Source organism: Pseudomonas sp. NPDC090233 (genome assembly GCF_044772285.1).
Lineage (GTDB): Bacteria > Pseudomonadota > Gammaproteobacteria > Pseudomonadales > Pseudomonadaceae > Aquipseudomonas.
Window position 1 is genome coordinate 696,236 of the sequence record NZ_JBIVYQ010000001.1, and the last position, 20,802, is coordinate 717,037.

Here is a 20,802-nt window from a genome sequence, read left to right on the forward strand (position 1 = left end):
TGCTAGCTGATCCCATGTAACTGAAAAGTGTCGAGAATCCTATCAATTTCCAAGGCAGCCTCAGGATTTAGAACGTCAAGTTGGTAATGAGCTTCAGTGGATATGAATTTAGAAATAATTGAAAACTTTTCTATTCCAAGGTGTAATTGCCATGCCTTCAGATAGCTTAGGCTATAAGGCATTTGTGTTATTGTAATAAATGCAAGATAAGGTGTTTCATCAATGCCGTCCATGAGCGACATGATGTACTGATCCCAACGGGATTCAGAGTCAAGCCACTTTTGTTCCCACTCGAACCCGTGTGACTCTGTTTCCAATCCAAGAGGTTCAATTATCGAGATCAGTTCCATTAATTCTTCGGTGATTGGAGTTCTTAAGCTTTCCTCGGATAACCAATATAAGCGACTGGCTATTGAGGTGATAGTCGACGCTGCATTGTTGAAATTTTCAGGGTTGTTGATGAGCGACTCATGAAGAGTTTTGATTGTTGCTAAGCTTCTGCCTGATACGCTGCTTGCAACTTCAGACATGAAGGAATCCCGCGTTTTGGTGATGCGTTCGACAGAGAAGTCTGCGCACATAAAATAGTTATCTCCTCTATCTATTATTTCTGGAATTTTATTTCTGGCAATCTTTTTTATCTCTTCAATTTCCTTAGGTGAAGAGTCTGTCATTAATTCTGCAGAAAAACAGTCGGTGCTGAGTAAAAATATGATTTCATCAAAGTATGTTATGTTCTATCCTTGGTTTAGTAGTGCGGGCGGCACCATTGATTTTTCTGCGGTAGCGGCGGAGCATGCGGCAATCCATGATCCGACCCCAAGGCACTGTACGTCGAGCAGGTCACTCGCCGAAAGCTGGCACTTTTCTATCACTTTTTTATGGGCATAGAGGTTGCATAGAGGTCTTTATAAAAATCCCAGTGAATAATTTTGTTCGTATTTACATCGAAGAAGACAGTGTTGGGGTAGTCGAGTTCTTCAGAAAACGCACTCCACTGCTTGAGTGTTGTTTGCAGGGCTGGAAATCCATCCTCAATGTTGATTATTATGATAGGATCTGTCTCCTTTATTCCTACAAGTTTCGCAATTGTAAATATTTTTTCTTTTAGTTTGCTGTTGGTAACCGCTGGGATTTCGAATTTTTCTAAAATTTCCTCCCAGTGGATGTTGGCGGGGCCTGTGGGTAATCGCCTGCCAATGTCCTTAAGTATTTTGTCGTGCTCGTCGTAAAGATTGTTATTTATATATGTTTGGCAAGCATGAGTAAAGTTCATCGATTAAATCTCCTTACTATTCGGTTGACTGTTTTTCTTGTTGCTTCGAAACAAATTGTTTTCATATTTTTTCTATCGAAAGCGTTTATGTGGGCTTTGTGCCTATTGTCATATTCAACACGAAAGCCCCTAGAATCATTCCTGGCGCGTCTTCCGTTGAAGGGCTCTGCTATGAATTTCGCTGGATTAGGAATTGAGTCATTTGCAGAAAGGTGAGTGTATTTTAAGGCACTATTTATGGCCTGGTTGTAGTCGTCGTAAAGTTCATCACATTTTCGCTCTTGCCTAGTCACTTCCTTGTTGATTGCATCCATTTTTTCCCTGCTCGTGCAGGGGGCAGTGATTTTAGTCAGGCCGAGAGGGTCAGCCCATTGTATCGGATTTGGCGCATATTGATATGGGTTTAGTCCGCCAGCTAGCCCGATTGGATCTTTGCTGGTAAATCTAGAAAGTTTTGGAGCGTAATATCTGTGGCGATTATAGTGCAGTTGCGTCTCTACGTCGAAATACTGGCCTTGAAACCTAATTCGACTTTTATTGTGGGCGTTAGAAGCTAGTTTATTGAGTAATTCTGCCGCCATACCCCATGCTTCATAGGCGCCCGCCCATCCCTGTTTTCCATCATTGTCGGTCAATTCCATAGGAGTGCCCAGATGGTCACACTGGTACCAACCTAACGAGTCGAACGTTTTTGCTAATGGATTGTGTGTCCAAACAGGATTTTGACTTGCGTCATACATTTGGTCTCGATTCGGCTGACGCAACATCTCCTCAATATGATTCATCACCCCCTGCGCCACCGGAATAAACGTCCCCGGCTCAAACACGTAGTGCGTAGTCTGCCCCTGGCCCTCCCGCCCTCGCTGTTCAAACGCCAAGGTATCCCCATCCCAGACAAACACTGTCAGGTCGCAACCCAGCTGCTTATCCAGCGCCCGCCTCGCATTGTCGTTCCACACCGGCCCGGCCTCCGGGCGGTTGCGGTACTTGGAGCGCGAGTCCTTGTACACACGGCGGCCCAATGCGTCATAGCCAAACTCGACGATCAATCGATCATCTTCGTAGCGCCGCAAACGGTCATACAGGTCCCAGGTAAACTTGCCGGTCTTGCCGTTCTCGATCCGCTCCTGCAAGTTGCCGCGCTCGTCGTAGTGGTACTGCGTGCCGCAGTAGCTGCGCAGCACGTTGTCCATCAACTTGCGCGGGGAGTGAGGGTTGGGTCCCGGTGGCGCTTGCGGGTCGAGGAGGTTGCTGGCGGGGTCGAAGGCGAAGGTCTCCTTGACGTAGTTGACGTCGGCTTCCAGCAACCGGCCCACCGGGTCATAGCGGTAGCGGGTGTCGCCGCGGTTCAGGTCATTGATGTGCCTGAGCTGGCCGGCTTCGTCATAGCTGTAGTTACGGGCTACCAGGCGCCGGGTTTCGCCCTGTCGGACCAGGGTCTGCTCCAGCAGTTGGCCGTTCGGGCTCCAGGATTGTCGCTGAACCAGGCCATTGCTTTGCACACGGACCACCTCGCGGTGCAGGTCGTCCCGTTCGTAGCTCAGCAGTTCCTTGTCATCGAGTTTGAGCGCCAGCAGGTGCCCGCTGCCGTAGGTCAACCAGCTGACCCGGTGGCCGTCGGGGCGGGTGGTGGCGATGCGTTGGTTGAGTACGTCGTACTCATGTTTGAACACCGCGACCTGTGCATTGACCAGGTAATCCAGGTACTGTTGCTCGCGGGTGTTGTTGCCGGCGGCGTCGTAGAACCACTGCAGCTTGCAGGCACCGTTCTTGGCCCAGATCAGGTTGCCATTGCCATCATAGGCAAAGGTTTCGACTTCCCATTTGTGACCACCGCGCCTGGCGGCTTTACGTTGGATGAGCCGGCCCATCGGGTCGTATTCGAAGTGGGTGGTCCTGTCGCCATCCAGGCGCCGGGTGGGCAGGTTGCTGCCGTTGTCGTACAGGTAGTGGGTGGTTTGCTGGTCGAAACCGGTTTCCTTGAGTAGCCGGCCTGCAGGGTCGTACTTGAAGCTGGCTTCACTGTTGTTTTCGTTGCGCAAGCGCACCAGTTGGCCGAGCTTGTCCCAGTGGTAGGTGAGGGTGGTGTCGTTGGCGTTGTGGCGTTGATGGATGTGGCCGGCTTCGTTGTAGGTCCACGATGTACTGCGGTGCAGTGCGTCGGTATGTTTCAGCAAGCGGCCCTCGGCATCACGCTCGAAACGTTCCTTGGTTTTGTCCGGGTGGATCAGCAGCGTCAGCTGGCCCGCTTCATAGTGGTACTCGGTAACCTCTGCGGCGGCGTTGATGAGTTTGGTCAGTTGGCCTTGTTTGTCGTACTGCCATTGGGTGGTCTTGCCTGAGCAGTCGGTGTAGCTGATCAGGCGGCCATCGCGGTTGTATTTCAGCTTCTTTACTGCGCCGTTGGCATCGGTGATCGCGATGGGCAGGTTGTCGCTGTTGTAGGTATAGAGGGTTTTGTTTTCCAGCGGATCCTGGGTTTCGATGATGTTGCCGCGCTGGTCGTAATCGTACTTCCACAGCCCGCCCTCGGCGTCGCGGGTCTTGAAGCGCTGGCCGTTGTCATCGTAAGCATGATGAACGGACGTGCCATCGGCCCGGGTGTGCTGTAGGAGCTGGCCGCGCTGGTCGTAGGCAAACTGCTCTGCACTGCCGTCGGTGTGGATGTGCTGGACGACATTCTTGGCGTCGTCGCGGTAGAACCACTCCTCATTGCCGTCGGGATGGATGATGCGGTAGGTGAATCCGAGGATGTCGTAGTAGTACCAGGTTTCCTGCTCCTGAGCATTGGTGACGTAGGTCAGCCGAATATGCTTGTCCCACTCCAGCCGGGTCTCGAAGCTTCCATCGTCCCCCCACTCACGTATGGCCTTTGCATTGGGCCCGTTTCCGTTCCACTCCAGGTTCATCCCTCGGCCTGTTCGGTCGGTGTATCGCGTGATCAAGTGATGTTGGTAGGTGTACTGCCACTGCGCAGCGTTTTCGTCGCGGGCGCAGATTAGGTCACCTTGATGATCGTGCTCGTAGGCGGCCAGTTGGCGTTGCGCAATGCCGTCCGCCATCAGCCAAACCCCGCAGACCCGCCCTTGGTCGCTGTAAGTGAGATGAATGTGCTGCTGCTGGCGTTCGTCCTGGTAGGTCAGCAGGTCCGACAGCATCGCTGTCCCGTTGTGGATATGCTCGTAGTGCAGCGCAAGAGATGCGCCGTTGCGATGTTTGATGGCGGTGAGGCGATAGTGGTCCCCTTGCCGTTGGAAGTGTTCCTGGGTGTCATGCCCGCGGGCGATGACCAGCGCACTGGCCGATGCTCGAATCAGCAGAACATCTTCGATAGCGTCATAGTGGTGCTTGCCAACGGCCAGGTCCGGGTATTGATGACTGCGCCCGTCAGAGTCGCGATAGGCAAGCCCGCCATCACCCTTGTGCTCGATAAGTATTGAATAGGGTGTGATCCAACGAGCGCCAAACGGCCCGTCATCCAGCGCATCCAGGCTGGAGCGATAAGTGCGTGCCCACTCGATCGGGAAACACCCCGGCAGGGAAAAGTCGGTGTGGGTGAACGATTCGCTGCCGGTTGCGAAACTGATGTTGCAGCCCGTACCCGCGGCGACGTGGTTGCGACAGTTTGGGTCCTTGGTCGCAGGGCGTTCGCTCCCGCGCGTGGTCAACCCGGCTTGCTGCTGAGTATGTTGGGCCTGGCTCGACTTGTTGCTCTGCGAGACCGCCGCCACGGCGCCCCGACGTTTACGGTTTCTCAGGGCATTCGACAGCGCCAGGACGAGATAGCCGATGCTGCCGGCCTTGCCGGTGTCCGCCATACCTAGGATTTTTGCCGAGGCGGCGCGGCCGATTTGTTCTGCACTGTTGGCGGCTTTCAACAACCGCTGGCAGACGTCTGCAGAGAGCAGCCTGTCCTCGATCGTGAAATGGGCGGCTATCGCGACCACAGGCCCGAAGAATATGGAGGCTTGCTTGGTCTTCTTGGCCAGGGCCTTTTGCCCTTGGTCGCTGGCGACGCCTCGGAGCATTTGAGCGAATGAGGTGCACGCTTTGCTGATCTCTGCCGCGATCTTGGTCAGCAGCTCGTTCAGTCGACTTTCGATGGCCTGCGCGAAGGCTTCCAATGACCCCCGCGTTTTATCGTTCAGGTTCTTTTCAAGTGCGCTCAGCAGCGCATCGGAAATCATGGCGACTCCGTTGCGCCTCACCGCCGCGAGGGTGGTGCGGATGGTTAGTCGGGCAGGGCCGACACCGGGGAACGAAACGAGGCCGACCACGTTGATGCCGAAGCTGACCCAAGTCAGGAAGTCATCCTGATTGCCATCGATAAGGGTGAGCAGATCGCCGATGGCGTCGACGGCGGCGAAGACAGTTCCAACACCTGGTATGACAGAGCCGGCAGCGTTTACGGCAGTCCAGCCGATGGTGCCTCCGGTCATTTGCCGGATCCACTGGTCAAGCTTTTCCTTACCGGCCTCGATATCGTTGACAGAGGCGGTGTTGGTCGGGCCGGTTGCTTGTTGTGGTGTACGTGTGGGTGCGGTCATCGGGCTTTCTCCGAGACTGTTAGGAGCATCTCGGGAATGCCGGTGTTTTCGAGGATTGATTTCGCGTAGTCATCAGGCGCCAGGACTGCTACCGGCTGGAGCGCAGAGCTCTTAAGCTTTGCGGCCAATTGAGCTGATGTGATCTGATTCAGAATCGCTGTGGCTTGTTCGCCGAACTGTGATGACAGGGGATCGGTCAGCTCAGCTGAGATCTGCTCGTGAGGGCCAGGAAAGCCTGGGTCATGCCAGACATCAACGTCGTCGTCGCTGAACCGTACTTTGGCCGGGCCTGTGGTGACGTTGGCAACGGTGGCTTGCCCGTTGCTGTCCAGGGTGCCTTTGAACAGTCGGCCCAGAGCGTCTTCGACTTCGTATTCACCCTTTTTGAAGGGAAGGGCGTTGGCGTACTGCTGAAGCAGTTGCAGCTTGCCTTTTCCAGCTTGGGGCGCTTCCGGGAACGCGGCCGACTGGCTCTTCGCGCTTTCATAGATGAAGTCCGTCGCATGCCCGGTGTATTGGCCTGCAGTGGCGTGGAGAATTCCGCTGGCGTTGTAGGTTGTGCTGCTGCTGCCAGCCTGGATCACCAGTTCTTCCTTGGCACTGAGGACGATCCGCTCGGCCGTCACCGCGATCTTGAGCTTGGCCAGTAGATTGATGTTGTCCTTCAGCGCTTTCAGGTCGATGTCGCCGGACGCCGCGACCAGTCGCCATCCCATGCTCTGCACGAACTGCCGCACGCCACGGCTGGCACTGATCAGCAGGCGTTTGCCGATGGCCATGCTGGTGTGGCCGCCCGTGCTCAGGCCCAAGTGTTCGCCGCTGGCGATATGGGTGGATTCCGGGGTGGTGGATGCGATGCCGGTGGGGCTGGCGATTACCAGTTGAGGGTCGGCCAGTTCGGGGAAGCGGTTGGCTTCTGGGTTACCGGCGCCGCCGCGTATGGCGTCGTGCTGCGCCTTGAGTGCGTCGCCGACTTCATCCTGATCACCGCCTTCCTGGGCCAGATGATCGCGGGCTTCGCTGGCAAAGGTGGTGTGGTATTCCTGGGCAGTCCTCAGGCGCTCGGCGGTTTCCGCGAGATCGGTGTGGTGTTCGCTTGCGCGGGCGCGCAGTTCGGTGGTCAGTAGCAAGCCACCGCCGGCACGGATGACGCCGCGGGTATCGGTGCGCAACTCGAAGCCTTGCCCGCGCGGCTTGCCGCCAAGGTGCCGCGGATGGGTGAGGTAGCCGAGGTGCAGGGCGCAGTGGTCGTGGTCGCTCATCAGCGCCGCGCTGATTTGCCCGGTGGTGTCGTCCAGGCGCAGCTCGTTGTGGCGCTGGCCGTGGTGCTCCTTGCTGCGGATCGGGCTCAGTGCCTTGAACTCGGGCAAGCGGTACGGGGGGCGGTTGACCACGTGGTAGCTGCGCCCGGAGATCATCGGCTGGTCGGGGTCGCCATTGAGAAAACTCACCACGACTTCCTGGCCGATGCGCGGGATGGCCATGTGGCCCCAGGTGGCGCCGGCCCAGGCTTGGGTTACGCGGACCCAGCACGAGCTTTTTTCATCGTCCTGGCCGAGGCGGTCCCAGGGGAACTGCACGCGCACGCGGCCGTGCTCGTCGCAGTAGATTTCCTCGCCTGGTGGCCCGACCACCTTGGCCATCTGCGGGCCTTCGATCACCGGTTTCGGGCGGGCGGGAGCGTGCCATTCGACCTCTGCGGGAATCAGGGTGGCGGTGAGCGTGTAAGAGGTGCCCTGTTGGGCCTCGGCGGCATCCTCTTCCAGCGCGGTGAACTGACGGCCTTTGTGCTTGATCTGCAGAGGGCGCCAGAGGATGTTCATGTCCTCGCGGGCATGGCCGGTCAGCTGGAAAGCGATGCCGGGTTGCAGGCGTGCGTCGTCGCCTTCGACCTCGGCCATGCGGGCATCGCCGAACAAGGCATCGATGCGGGCCTGGGTGAAGGGCTTGCCGGCGTTGTCGTGTTTGTAACGGCCTGGGTAGTCGTAGCGCTGGTAGTCGTTGCCCTGGCTGCCCATGTTCTGGGGATAGGTGGTGTGTTCCAGGTTGTAGCGCGGGTGGGTGAAGGTGTAATCGCGCTGAACCTGGAGGCTGGTTCGTACCTGCTCGCGGTAGGCGAAGTGGTGCAGGCAGGGTTGCTGCTCACTGCCACCGCCGTTGGCGAGGTACAACACCGGTTCGCCTTCCAGGCTGCCGAACTGGCTGATCTGGTCGACCTGGATAACGCCGTGGCTGCCTTCGCCGTGTTCGAAGATCGAGACCAGGCCTTCTTCGGCCGACAGGCGCCAGAAGAAGTCCAGGTCAAGGTCGCCGGCCTGGACGCAGAACTCACGGTTCTGATGCGCATCGCCCAGGTACTGGGTCAGCGCCCCCCACTGGCGCTCTTCGAACAGCGCTTCCAGCAGCTGGGGAACGGGACGGTGCTGGAAGATTCGCCAGTCCGACTGCAGGCCCGCGCGGGCCAGTTGGGGTTCGATGACGGCGCGGTAGCGGGTGCGGCGGTGGCCGGTCTTGCCTTGTTCGAAGCTGCTGATCAGGCCATGCACATGCCGGACCGGTTGTTCCTGCTGCCAAATGGTCAGCACGGCAGGCTGGTCGAGCAGGGTGGCGAAGTTGGCGTCGGCCGATGCACTGACCAGTTCGACTTCCAGGCGATACAACTCGCTGACCGCTTCGGTCAGTTCGAATGACACCACATCGAATGCAATGGCCTCATCGGCCGGCGTGCTGAAGGTAAAGCGCACATCGTTCAAGTTGCTCATGCGAACTCCTGCTGTTCATTCCTTCGGGCAGGTTCAGGGGACCGGGCATGTTGTAGAATGCGCGGGTTAAATGCAGGCAAGACACTAGCGAGGAATCCGTTCCAAGTCGCCGTGATGACTTCCTAGAAAGTTGTAGGAAGTTTCGCCAAATAAAGCCGTTACAATTTTTGTGGGCACAACGTCACTGGCTACGCTAATAAGCGCAGTGACTGTTGAGTCAAGTCAGCGAGGTGATGCTGAATTTATGGCTGCAGCATTGCTTGCAGTGAGTCCAGAACTTGCGTGGTAATGCCATTGAGTTTTGTGGCGAAGTACAAATAGGTAGACACGGAGAAAACACCCATCACAGCCCAAGGTGTCCACCAGGGTAATTGACGATTCATGCGATAGTGGCTGGGCGAGACATTACTCAGTGGATCGGTAAGACGCTGCGATTCCGGGGCAGGGCCGCGCAGCTCGACGATCCGGTCATGGATACGGTTGAGCCAGACGTCCAGATCCTTGTCGCCATGGGTTTGGTTGGCGTACTTGCCCCGATAACCGAGGGCCAGGCACCAGAACAGGAAGACGAACAGGTCGTAGCGTTTTTCGGGAGCTTCGAGCAGGCGTTCGAGCACGCTGAAGAATTTCTCGCCGCCCCAGGTCTCTTCATGGATGGCACTGAGCAACGATTGAGCTTTCCACGGCGAGTCGCGTCCCCAGGGGGTAGCCATCACGGCCTCATCGACCAGGCAGCAGAGACAGTAGGAAAACACCACGCGATCACCCTCATCGCAGTGTTTCAGTTGGCGCACCTCTTCGACCATGACGTGGATCTGGTTCTTCACGTACGCGAACAGCTGTTCGACGTGCTCATAGCGTTCGGTGCCCTCAAGGCGAACGACGAGGCCCAGCAGGGGAGATGCGATATCGAGGATTGGGTTGTTGGTGATGGAACGGGTCTCAAATCCTAGCTCATCGACCTGTGGGAACAGCTCGCTGATAGGCAGTGATCCGCGCATCTCGTTCTGGTCCCTGTCATACCCTTGAAAGCTTGTAATGCTCACGTTTAGAACTCCTGTTCACATCACCGGTTGCCGCCCCGTCCGGGCAGGCCAAAGCTGGCAGTTTGCGTTGGCGGTATTGATGATCTGTAGTTGATGAAAGGAATGGCTGCTGGCATACCCCGCCATGAAGTGGGACAGCACATTTCCAAACAGCTGTATCTCGCCCTCGCACTCGAAGCCTGCGGGGTCGAGGTGCAGGGTGGTACACACTCCCCGCACAGGCACACCTTTGATCAGCCAGTCGCAAGGTTCGCTGCTCACCTGCTTGATGGCATTCAGGCGTTGGGTGGTCTTGCGCGCTTGTTGCAAGTCGTGGACGCCAACGAAGTCGTATACGCGTAGCACTGAGGCCAGGGCGGCAGGGGAGGACAACGACAGGTTGTTCAGGGCCAGGTTGGAGATCAGCGCCCAATGCCGTTCACCGTGGCCACCGCTCTGCAGCATGGGCGGGTAGCTGCGGGTTGGGCGGGTAAGGTTGCGGTAGGAGACGAACGAAGGGGTCTCCTGCGTCGTCAGGTCGACATCGCCAACCTTTAGCTGTTGAGCCAAGGCACCGTTGCTACAGGTCAAGGCGATTTTCAGGACTTCTTGCTGCCCGTGGTAATGCGCCAGATTGTGGTGAACCAGGCTCACCCTGTGCTGCACCCTGTCGTTGACAGGTTCGTGCTCCATATCCAGTTTGTAGTAGCGCGAAGGCGTCTGCTCGGCCAGCGGGAAGCTGCGGTCCAGGGCCTCGAAGGGTTTGAAATCCTGTACATGATCCTTGGATTTCTGGTGCTGGCTGCTGACGCGATCGATGCTGAAGATCTCGTCCTCTGAGCGATCTCGCCGGCCTGCTCGCACGATTTCCCCGACCGTTTGCTCAGCCAACCGAATGGGGTCGGCCGAGCGGGTAAACAGGTTGATGGCGGGGGTGCAGTTGAGCAGGATTGTCGTCGGGTCGATCTGGATATCGGGTGGTAGAGGCGCGTTGAAACGGAATTCCAGCTGGATGTGTGCAGCCGCCTCATCGGGCCAACAACGCTCCAGACCACTGATGCGGAACCCATGAAAGCGCTCGGGAAAGCAGAAGAACTCCTGCAGGATGCGATAGCCGTCCAGGTGTTCGCCGGGGCTGGGTAGCAGCGCCTCATCCACCTCGAACCCGACGAAACCCAGGGAGGCCGGCAGTGCGAAGCGGCGCTGGCCTACGTGCAGATAGAGCTTGTCCAGGTGTTGTGATAGCCACTGATAGAGCGTCAGCGCATTGTGGCTACCGCCCGCCAGATGAAAGCGCAGTTGATCGCATTTCATGCGCCGCAGCGGCTGATCGGACAATGTGCCCAGATCGATGCGAACCACGGGCGCTTCGGCACTGAGCTGGGTGGCGATCTTGCGGATCTCCAGCGGCGCGATGGTGAGGTCCGTGCAGGTACGGAACTCGCAACTCACGCCGTCAACGGGGCGCGAGAACACCGGCGTGCCCTTGGGCAGAGTCTGGGTTTCGCTGAGGGCGTGATCGACAGGCTGGAACTGCATCAGTGTTGCGCTTGGCAGCGGGCGCAGCACATTGGGGTAGAGCAGTTGCAGCAATGGGTGGGTCAGCTCCGGCAGATCGTCTTCGATCTTCATGGACAGGCGAGCGGTCAGGAAGGCGAAGCTTTCGATCAGGCGTTCGGCATCTGGGTCCGAAGCCGTTCGACCTAGAAAGCGCGCCAGGCGCGGATCGTCCTCGACCAAATCGTCGCCTAGCGTTTGGAGGTGTTGCTTTTCTTGTGCGAACCAGTCTTTGAACTTCATGTTTATTGTTCGCCTGCTCTACCTGGCGCGTTGCGCTTGAGTTATTAAGGATTTCTGAATTAGTTGTAGGAAGTTTCCTAATTCTTTATATTTTTAGATTAGCTGGCTGTCGGTGCTCTTATTCATTTCTATGGCAAATAGGCAGGCCGAGTCTGTAGGTAAAGTGTTAGATAATGTTTCTTTGTTATTGTGATTGAATAGTGTTTTTCAGTACTGCTAATGTCATTGGCGGAATGTGCCGCAAGGGGTGCATCACATCATCGAATATGCAGTCGGTAAGGTTTACCGCTATGAAAGTGAAAAAGGACAGCCTGCTTCGGGGGTTATCGCTGTTGCAGCGTCAGGCAATGCCCGTAGTTGTAATTGCCGCACTACTCGGTTTTAGCGCAGCAGTGGTTTGGCTTTGGGGTTGGGGGCCTGAGTGGCGTTGGCGCGACCACCAGCCCCTGGCTGAACTGCCCGTACGCATCTCGGCCACGGTGCTGCTCGTGGTGGTGCCGCTGGTGGCCTGGAGCGTGCAGGTACACCGGCGCAACCGATTGATCTTGCGTGAGCAGCAACGCCAACAACGCAAGGTGGAGGATCCTTGCCTGGTGTACGAACAAGCTCAACAGCGCTCGCTCGACAGCAGCCTGGCCCGGTTACTCGACAATCAAAGTGGGCGCCGGCATCGCTACGAAGTACCCTGGTACCTCATTCTCGGCGAGGAGAATGCAGGTAAGTCGAGTTTCGTCAGCCGTTCGGATCAGCGCTTCGCACTGACTCGCACTGAGCGCAGCGCGACCCAGCGCGTCAGCGTCGACCCCGATTTGGCATTTGGCATCGACTGGTGGATTGGCGACGATGCGGTGCTGATCGACCCACCGGGAGAATTCATCAGCCAGCCTGAAAGACCGGTTCCGATTGCCGAGCCCGTAAGGCCGCCGCCAGCCACTGATGCTGAGAGTGACGCCGAGACGACAGAGGTTTCTCCAAAGCTCGAGCCAACTGCCGAGCCCATTGGCCTACCCGCAGGCATCGAGCGCCGTTTGTGGCAGCACATGATCGGCTGGATCGCGCAAAATCGTAGCCGGCGACCACTCAATGGCGTGGTGCTGCTGGTGGATATGGTCAAATTGTTCGGGCAATCAGCCAAGCAGCGACGTGACCTGGCATTCGTACTGCGGGCTCGGCTGACGGAGTTGGGCGGTGAGTTGGGGACACGCTTGCCACTGTACGTGGTGATGAGCAAATTCGACTTGTTGGCGGGCTTCGAAGAGCTGTTCGCCAAGCTTCCAGCTCGTGAACGGGAGGAGATCCAAGGCTTCACCTTCACACTGGAATCGGTGAAAGACTTCGATGCTTGGCTGGAAGAACTGGCTACAGCGTACCTGAGCTTTGTCGAGCGCTTGGGCAACCAGCTGATGAGTGCTACGGCCAGCGTGCCCCATATCTCGCGCAAGAACACCTACTCGCTGCTCAAAGAGTTGAGTGGTGCGCAGACGATGTTGCTGAGCTTCATGGGCGATGTGTTGGGCAGTGATCGCTACTCCACCCCGGCCCTCGTACGTGGCCTGTATTTTTCCTCGGTCTACCAGCGCGGGGAAGTGCGCAATTTGCTCGCAGATGCGTCTGCCCGCGCCTTTGCCTTTACCCCTCCCGCGCTGTCGACCAAGCCGCAGGGCACTTCGGTGGTGTACTTCGCGCAGCAGCTGTTGCAGCGGGTGGTCTACCCCGAGGCAGGGTTGGCCGGTGACAACCAGAAGGTCGCCCAGCATAAGGCGCGACTGTTGAAAGGCGGCGCGGTGGCGGCTGGGGTGTGTGGGCTGGTCATGTTCATTGGTTGGCTGTACTTCTACAGCGTCAATCGCGACAAGGCGCAGCACGTGCTGGAGAAAAGCCACGCGTTCACCAACACCAGCTCCAGTGGAGAGGGCGATCAGGCTGCGAGCGGCCTGTTAATACCGCTCGATGAAATTCGCGATGCAGTCAGCCTGTATGGCGACTACCGCTCAGGCTGGAGTGTGTTCACGGACATGGGGTTGTATCAGGGAAAAGCCATCGGCCCGCAGGTGGACCAGGCTTACCTGAACGCCTTGGCCCGAAGTTTTCTGCCGGCGATTGCGAGCGGGCTGGCTGCGACCATCAAACAAGCTGCCCCGGGTAGCGACGAGCAACTGTCTGCTTTGCGCATCTACCGCATGATCGAGGATCGTAGCAATCGCCGACCCAAACTGGTCGAGCAGTGGATGGCCCGTGAATGGCAGAAAACCTATCCGGGCCAAGGTCAGCTGCAGGCCGCTTTGATGCGTCACCTGACATACGCGCTGACTTACGCCGATGTCGAATTGCCCGAGTATCGTCAAGTCGTCGCCGAGGCACAGCAGCAGTTGCGCAAGTTGCCGCTTGCCCAGCGTGTCTACATCAGCCTGAAGCAGCAGGCGCAGGAGCAACGGAATGGCGAACTGGACCTGCGCAACGAGATTGGCCCGGCCTTCGATATCATCTACGTGCCGCTGGCCGAGCGCGATCATCAGGGGGCGGTCGATGCCAATCTGGCCTTGGCACCCTTACTGACCGCAAGCGGTTTTCGTGACTACTTTGATCAGCACAGCCAGGACGTAGCCGACCTTGCTTTGATTGATCAATGGGTACTGGGGGAGCGCCGAACTCTCGATTATTCAGAAGAGGATCGTCAGGATCTGACCGAGCGCCTCCGTGCCTTGTACAGTGCCGATTACATCGACAATTGGCGGCGGGTGCTGAACCAGTTCTCAGTCACCGAGTTTACTGACCTGACACACGGCTTGAGCGTGCTGGAGCAGGTGACAGGCCCTGCCGCCCCGATGCGTCGATTGCTGGAAACCGTGCGCAGCAACACCATGATCTATCCGCAGGTCGCGGACAGCGAGCAGCCGTCAACGGCTGACCAGCAGGGCCGCGTCCAGGCCATGGGCATCTACCGGTCGTTCGCCGGCCTTTCTGGCATGCTCGATGTGCAGGGCGACAAGCCTTCTTTCTACGACGAAACGTTGCAGGCGATCAGCGCCGTGTACGACTACGTGAAGGCGGTGCAGGACAATCCAAATCGTGGCAAGGCCGCGTTGGCGGCAGCCCTCAGTCGCTTTTCGGAAAAAGAGCCTGACCCCATTCGCAATCTTCAGCGCATCGCCACCGGGTTGCCGGAGCCTTTGAATCGGCATGTTCGTCAGCTTGCGGACCAGACCTCTCAAGTGCTGATGGTCATGGCATTGCGGGAACTGGAAAAGCGTTGGGATGAAGAGGTCTATAGCGTCTATCAGGAACGTTTGGCGTCACGCTACCCCATTGACCCGGCCGGTCCAGATGTCTCGCTCAAGGACTTCGAGGCTTTCTTCGGCCCGCAAGGGCAGCTCAAGCGCTTCCAGGATCAGTACCTCACGGTGTTTCTCAAAGACAACCTAGATGCGCTGTACTCAAGTTCCAACGAAGGCTACTTGGTTAGTCCCGAAGTCATGGCTCAGCTCAAACAGGCCGAGGCCATTCGTAACGCATTCTTCGACAATCGCGGCGAGTTGAATGTTAGTTTTGCACTGGAGCCGATAGCGATCAGCAATGGACTGCGCGGCAGTGTCTTTGGTTTGGATGGTCAACTACAGGCATTTGCAGATCGGGGCAAGGAACCAATCGGCATGACCTGGCCTGGCCCTGCCGGAGAGAGCGGGCATAGCCGCGTTACCCTGGTTCAGGCAGCGGGCACGACTGTGAGCCAGGGTTATCACGGCCCATGGTCGTTCTACCGCTTGCTCAGCCGCGGCGGATTGAACGCCCGTACACCCACCAGCGTCGATCTGAGCTTCAAGATTGCTGGCAACACGGCGCGGTATAAGTTTCATGCCACGGGTGCGAATAACCCCTTTACGCGCCCGCTCTTCGCAGGCTTCGCCCTGCCGCAAAAACTGCTGCAAGAAGGTATTGCCAATGAAGTGGTTGAGCGGTAGCTAGCCGCTAGTACAAAAAAAATCCCGACGCCAGTAACCTGGATCGGGATTTTGCATTACCCCGCGGGTGATCGCGATCTTTTCAAAGTTCTTCCTTCAATGGATGGCGTTATGGGGCACGGCGCAATTCGCTGTCATGCCGAAGTTCAACGCCGTTGTTTTCAAAGTGGACATGTACGGTGTGGTTGTAGCCGCGGGGCTGGATGCGAACGGCATCTTTCCAATTACCCTGGCGGTCATCGCCCAAACGAGCGATGACCGCGATGTAGCGGGTGCGTTCGTTGATTTCTTCATGTTCGATGAACTTGAAATGACCTGGCATCAAGCGGTAGTCGTCAACGCTGATCAGTGTGGTGCCCAGGGCGCTGTCCAGGTCTTCTTCAACTTGCTCATAGGTGGCATCAAGCAACAACGAGTCATCTCTGAGTTGCAGGACTTTGAAGGCAATGGAAGATGGTGTTTGCCGCTGTGGTGCCTGGATAGTCGACTGAGGCAGGTCGGACGGAGTGGTCGCGTAGCTAGCCAACGCCGCCGGCACCCTTGAGTCGTTGAGTGCGTGTTCGTCCTCAATTGAAGCGGGGTAGTTTTGCTGCAACAGGTCGGCGAGTGCACCTAGCTTGTTATTCAGGCCCTCCGGGTCCGTAGCGGTGAGGCTTGCCGTGAGTTGTACATAGGGGCCTTGCAGCGCTGTTTGTGCATCAGCGATAACCTGTTTTGGGGCGGCTGAAGTTGGCAGATCTGCAGCATAAAGGCTCAGAGCCAGATGGCTGATCTCACGATTGGGGCCTCCAATAGTTAGCGTCGGGTCCGCCAGCACTTTGTACGCCCGGCTGACCGACGCGCAACCACTCAGTACCAGGCAGGCGAGCAGCAGCCCGATAGGTCTGTTCATCGTGCCTCCTCGCCAAAAATTTCAGCGATCGCTGGGTCTACTCGGGCATGTGCGGCCCTGTCGAGATAAGCCAGAGGGTCACGTTCATCTGGCTCAAGCATTGGGGTGCGATGAACGTTCACAATATCGGTAACCGGTTTACCCAGAACCTGAAGCGGGCACACCTGCTGCGTTCCCTGCAGTGCTGAGAGCGGATTAGTAGCGCCTGAGTGCTCCGGCCTCTGTTCATCCATGCTGAACAAGCGTATGGCAATGTGATAGTCACCCACCTGCAGCCTGTCGTTGTGCTTGAGGCGAATGGGAGTATCTGATGGCAGCGCTGTGTCACTGCCATTCATGAAGCTTTTACCGCTGTGGTCAACGATGCAGAAATACCCCTCATGCCAACCGACTTCACAATGCACCGGCAGGATGCCGGCCTTGCGATCATTCAGCAGCCAGGTACCTTGACTGCCGATGCTGCCACCGGCTCGATCGAAGCAACGCAGCGGCTCATTACCATGCAATAGTATTTCCGGGTTGAGGACACTCAGGGTAATGCTGGGGGAGAAAACATGTGTGCTCATGTACGTACCGTAATGCGGACGGGAGGAGGGGTCGGGTCATTGCCATCGGCGATGAAGCTGGTCCAGCCCAAGTAGGTGCCTTTCAAGAGAGCTGGCAGGGTTATGTAGGAATTTGCTGTAGGAATAATTACCGAAATAGATTGGATGATTAAACAAATAACTAAGTCGCTTATTCGACGCAAAGAAAAACCATGCATCGAATAAAGACCTGAGGTCGAGTGCTTAAGTGTAAGTGGATATTTGTTTGCTGACGCTGTGCGCTATCCCGACGAGTCACGCGTATCTGAGCGTTCAATGAATCAGAGGGACTGTTGGGGATATATGAGGAGGGATCAGCGCCAGGGATACTTGAGTTCCCACTCCCAAGCATGCCGCACAATCTGCTCCAACGAATCAAACTGCGGCTGCCACCCCAACACCAATCTGGCTCTGGCAGCATCCGCCACCAACCTGGCCGGATCACCATCGCGGCGGGCTGCTTCGATCACTTCAATTGCGCGCCCCGTTACAACCCGGGCGGTATCGATCACTTCCTGCACCGAAAACCCCAACCCATTGCCCAGGTTGAACGCCGTGGTGGCGCCGCCCTTCATCAAATACTCCACCGCCAGATCATGCGCCGACGCTAGGTCGGCAACATGCACGTAGTCGCGAATACAACTGCCGTCCGGCGTGTCGTAATCGTGGCCAAAGACTGTGATGGCTTCACGCCTGCCGGATGCGGCCTGAAGAATCAACGGAATCAGGTGGGTTTCCGGCTCATGACATTCCCCCAACAAACCTTCAGGGTCGGCGCCCGCCGCATTGAAGTACCGCAGGCACACTGACTTCAATCCATACGCTCGGTCAAAGTCCTGAAGTATCTGTTCGACCATCCACTTGCTACGGCCATAGGGATTGATCGGCACCTTGGGATGCTGCTCATCAATTGGCACGTATTGCGGGTCGCCATAAACGGCAGCAGTGGAGGAGAAGATCAGATGCCTGATCCCCGCACGCACCATGGCGTTTAGCAGGGTCAGCGTCGCCGCGACGTTGTTCTGGTAATACTTGCCAGGTTCGGTGACCGACTCAGCCACCTGAATGAACGAGGCAAAATGAAAGACTGCATCGAAGTGGCAATCGCTGAACAACGTATCCAGCGCATGGGCGTTGGCAATATCCAACTCGACCCATTCGATACGCGGCCCTGCGCTAGCAGTATCCGCCACCACTACCTGATGCCCGGCGCGCATCAGGTGTTTGACCATGTGCGAACCGATATACCCTGAACCCCCGACCACCAAGTACTTCATCCAATCCTCCTGGAACAGACGCAGCGTCGAATGCCTGGAATTCAGGTCTGAATTGACTCTAGATGGCGATATGCCCTATTTCAAGAAAAGCCAGTTGGTCATGGTCTGGCCGTCGAATGTGATCTGGTAGCGGCCATCCTTGTAGCTCGCAGCCAGGGTCTTTTCCTGGCCGTCGCTGCTGCGGCTGTACAGTTTTAACTCTGCAGGGGCCTTGATGCTCAACGTGCCTTCGAGCGGTTCGACGTGGAATGGCGTCATGTCGTCGGGCCGTGGCACGGCGCGGGTGCCCAGCGAGATCAACAGGCTGCGCGACTGGTTGAGCGGCTTGGCATCGAGGCTTTGCACCGCGACGCTGGCATACGCGGTTTTCAGTTGCAGCTTCAAGTCACCCATCTCCAGTGATTGGCCTCCCAGCCAGCCGGTCGCGGCCTGGGTCAATGGCGTGTCGATGGTGTAAACGCCCTGTTGCCAGTTGCGGCGCAGTTCACCGGTATCGGTGGTCGATTCGCTGGCGTTGGCATCCAGCAAGGATTGATCGGGGTCGTGCAGCACCTGTGCATCGGCAGGCATGGCCCTGGCTTGCAGCCAGGGCAGCTGCGGCGTCTGGGGTAGGGCGATCTGCAGCCTGCCTTTTTCCATGGCGGTGCGCAGCAGCACCGAGGTGTTGGGTGTGATCTGCTTATTGAACAAGGTGTCAGGCGTGGGCGCGAACACGTAGCGGGTTTTGGCCAGCTGCACATCTTCACGGCGGTAGAGCAGGGCGGCAGCGGGCATCGTGGCCATCAGCCCAGGGTCGTTGTAGGCGTTCCAGTTATCGGCACGGCGCCATTGGCTGAGGAACGCCTGCTGGCTGTAGGCGTATTGCATGATCGCGTCCCAACCCTGATGGCTGGCGTTGGCGGCCACATACAAAGGCAGCGAGTGGCGGTCGGGCAAGGGGAAGGGCTCGGCGTTCCACTCGGTGACCGTCATCGGCAAACCCAGCACCTGGGCAGCGCCAAGCCAGTTGATCATGCCGTCGCTGGTCAGCGGGTTCTTCTCCAGCTGGCCGATGCCGCCATAGCTGTGGGCGTCTATGACGTCACCCGTGGTCAGCGACGGCAGAGAGGACAAGCCGTTGCCCCCCCAAGTGCTGGTCGTAGCGATCGGCACCTTGACCCCGAGATCGCGCAGGTCCTTGATCATGTCGACAAAGACGCGATGCTCCAGGTCGTTAAGGAACAGTTTGGAAGGGCCTTGCTCCCAGGCGCGCCAGGTTTTGTCCGCCGGCAGGTCCTGGCGGTTAGCAAAAGCCTTGGCTTCGTCCATGTACAGCTTGCTGTGTTTGGGCACACCTTTGTCCGGCAACAGGGCGTTGCCAAAGTGGTGGGTGATATCGTTCTCGTTGGTGATCAGGATGGCCGCGATGGCCGGGTCGTCCTTGTAAGCCAGCCCGGTGTAGGTGTTGACGTGGCTCATGTACTGCTGGGCGAACCGCTTCATGGCCTGCTGCAGGGTGACGTTGACGTAGGCATAGCCCTTGAGGCCGGCGACGTCATGTTCCTTGGGCAGCTCATCGAAGCCATAAATGTTGTCGTTGGCGGTCAGTACCCGCGATACGTTCATGTCCAGCCACACATAAATGCCTTCGTCCTTGAGGCACTTGATCCACCAGTCGATCTTCTTCAGCGCTTCGGCGTCAAGTCGCTGGGTATCCTTCAGTTGCGTCAGGTCGCCGAAGACATTCGGGCTTACCCAGGGCGAGTCATGGTGGTGCAGCCTGACCAGGTTGAAGCCCAGGGCGGAAAGCCGCTTGGCCTGCGCTTTGATTTCCTCGTCGGGTGTTTTGAACAGGGCATAGGCCGACAGGTTGGTGCCCCAAAAGCGTGCCGGGGTGTTGTCGGCGAACACCAGTTGTTCACCGGCCGCCTTGACGAAGCCGCGTTTGCCCGCTGGCTTTTCCGCCGCATTGAGGAACGACAGGTCCACCGGCGACGTGCGCCAGTCGAGCTGGTCATCCGGCCATTGCATGGGATCGGCCAGGCCGTAGCGTTCGCTGGGGGTTGGGCCGAGGGTGATGTCGCCGGTGACGTTCAGCACGGCCTTGATCTGTTGGCGACCAGGGCGAATCGGATCGGTATAGAAGAACGTGCGGATCTGCCGGGTGTCGCCCCGTTCGAAATAAACCTTGGCCAATGGCGGGTCGAAGCGCATTTCCACACGCGGCCCTTGCGCGTTCTTGCCCCATGCCCAACCGCGATTGTCTGGCAGCAGCACCGGGTCTCCCATCTCCCCGGCAATCAGCGCCGGGTCGAAGTCCCAGACGATGCCGCCACCCATGACATCGGCCTGCTTGCTATGGGCTTGCAGGTCGAAATTCCAGGTCAAGGTTTGTGCCTGCTCCTTGTTGATGTCGGCTTTGAGATTGAAGTCCAGGTCCTCGTTCTGGCCTGTCAGGGTGTAGTGGTAAGGGCCTTCGACCTTCAGCGTCGGGTAGAAGCCGGTCCAGCTCCAGTTATCCCCCCAAAAGTTGAAACTGGAGGCCATCGCCGCGCCGCCACCGCGGGTCAGGGTCGGTAGGCCATTCTGTTCGTTGACGCTGACTACCCACTCCGAGGCCCAACCCGCCAGCGGTAGTATCAGCAGGCCAAAGAGCACCGTTGCCCGGGTGAAGGGGCTGAGGACTTTACGCAGCATCGGG

At 57.6% G+C, this 20,802-nt stretch carries 11 protein-coding genes; 1 reads left to right on the forward strand and 10 read right to left on the reverse strand.

The features are described from left to right. Positions 1 to 2: 2 nt before the first annotated feature. From ACIQUF_RS03395 to tssF, 6 genes are all read right to left on the reverse strand, one after another. A complete protein-coding gene (locus ACIQUF_RS03395; protein ID WP_403128418.1) occupies positions 3 to 674 on the reverse strand; it encodes a hypothetical protein in 672 nt (223 codons plus the stop codon). A gap of 197 nt (positions 675 to 871) precedes the next feature. Then, positions 872 to 1,276, reverse strand: a complete 405-nt coding sequence (locus tag ACIQUF_RS03400; RefSeq protein ID WP_403128420.1) for a hypothetical protein — start codon at positions 1,274 to 1,276, stop codon at positions 872 to 874. Further along, the gene (locus ACIQUF_RS03405) at positions 1,273 to 5,823 is read right to left on the reverse strand and encodes an RHS repeat-associated core domain-containing protein (protein ID WP_403128423.1); all 4,551 of its coding nucleotides are present in this window, start codon (positions 5,821 to 5,823) and stop codon (positions 1,273 to 1,275) included. Before ACIQUF_RS03405 ends, ACIQUF_RS03400 begins: the two co-directional genes overlap by 4 nt. Beyond that, positions 5,820 to 8,585 carry a type VI secretion system Vgr family protein gene (locus ACIQUF_RS03410; protein ID WP_403128426.1) on the reverse strand — a complete coding sequence of 922 codons (2,766 nt, stop codon included), beginning with the start codon at positions 8,583 to 8,585 and terminating at the stop codon, positions 5,820 to 5,822. The genes ACIQUF_RS03405 and ACIQUF_RS03410 overlap by 4 nt, the downstream gene beginning before the upstream one ends. A 242-nt stretch (positions 8,586 to 8,827) precedes the next feature. Continuing rightward, a complete protein-coding gene (icmH, locus tag ACIQUF_RS03415) occupies positions 8,828 to 9,631 on the reverse strand; it encodes a type IVB secretion system protein IcmH/DotU (protein WP_403128429.1) in 804 nt (267 codons plus the stop codon). A 15-nt stretch (positions 9,632 to 9,646) separates the two neighbouring features. Continuing rightward, positions 9,647 to 11,410 (reverse strand): type VI secretion system baseplate subunit TssF, encoded by a 1,764-nt coding sequence (tssF, locus tag ACIQUF_RS03420; protein WP_403128432.1) that lies wholly within the window; start codon positions 11,408 to 11,410, stop codon positions 9,647 to 9,649. Positions 11,411 to 11,700: 290 nt separating this feature from the next. Between tssF and tssM the strand changes: the two genes are divergently transcribed. Further along, positions 11,701 to 15,369 (forward strand): type VI secretion system membrane subunit TssM, encoded by a 3,669-nt coding sequence (tssM, locus tag ACIQUF_RS03425; RefSeq protein WP_403128435.1) that lies wholly within the window; start codon positions 11,701 to 11,703, stop codon positions 15,367 to 15,369. A 109-nt stretch (positions 15,370 to 15,478) separates the two neighbouring features. Here tssM and tssJ read toward each other — a convergent pair whose 3' ends face one another. The 4 genes from tssJ to ACIQUF_RS03445 all read right to left on the reverse strand — a co-directional run bounded on the left by tssJ (position 15,479) and on the right by ACIQUF_RS03445 (position 20,798). After that, positions 15,479 to 16,261 (reverse strand): type VI secretion system lipoprotein TssJ, encoded by a 783-nt coding sequence (gene tssJ, locus ACIQUF_RS03430; protein WP_403128438.1) that lies wholly within the window; start codon positions 16,259 to 16,261, stop codon positions 15,479 to 15,481. Continuing rightward, positions 16,258 to 16,827 carry an FHA domain-containing protein gene (locus tag ACIQUF_RS03435; RefSeq protein ID WP_403128440.1) on the reverse strand — a complete coding sequence of 190 codons (570 nt, stop codon included), beginning with the start codon at positions 16,825 to 16,827 and terminating at the stop codon, positions 16,258 to 16,260. The genes tssJ and ACIQUF_RS03435 overlap by 4 nt, the downstream gene beginning before the upstream one ends. Positions 16,828 to 17,159: 332 nt before the next feature. Beyond that, on the reverse strand, positions 17,160 to 18,122 hold the full coding sequence (gene galE, locus ACIQUF_RS03440) for a UDP-glucose 4-epimerase GalE (protein WP_403128443.1): 963 nt from the start codon (positions 18,120 to 18,122) through the stop codon (positions 17,160 to 17,162). 75 nt (positions 18,123 to 18,197) lie between these two features. Beyond that, positions 18,198 to 20,798: a glycosyl hydrolase family 5 gene (locus ACIQUF_RS03445; RefSeq protein WP_403128447.1), complete on the reverse strand. Its 2,601-nt coding sequence runs from the start codon at positions 20,796 to 20,798 to the stop codon at positions 18,198 to 18,200. Positions 20,799 to 20,802: the final 4 nt, after the last annotated feature.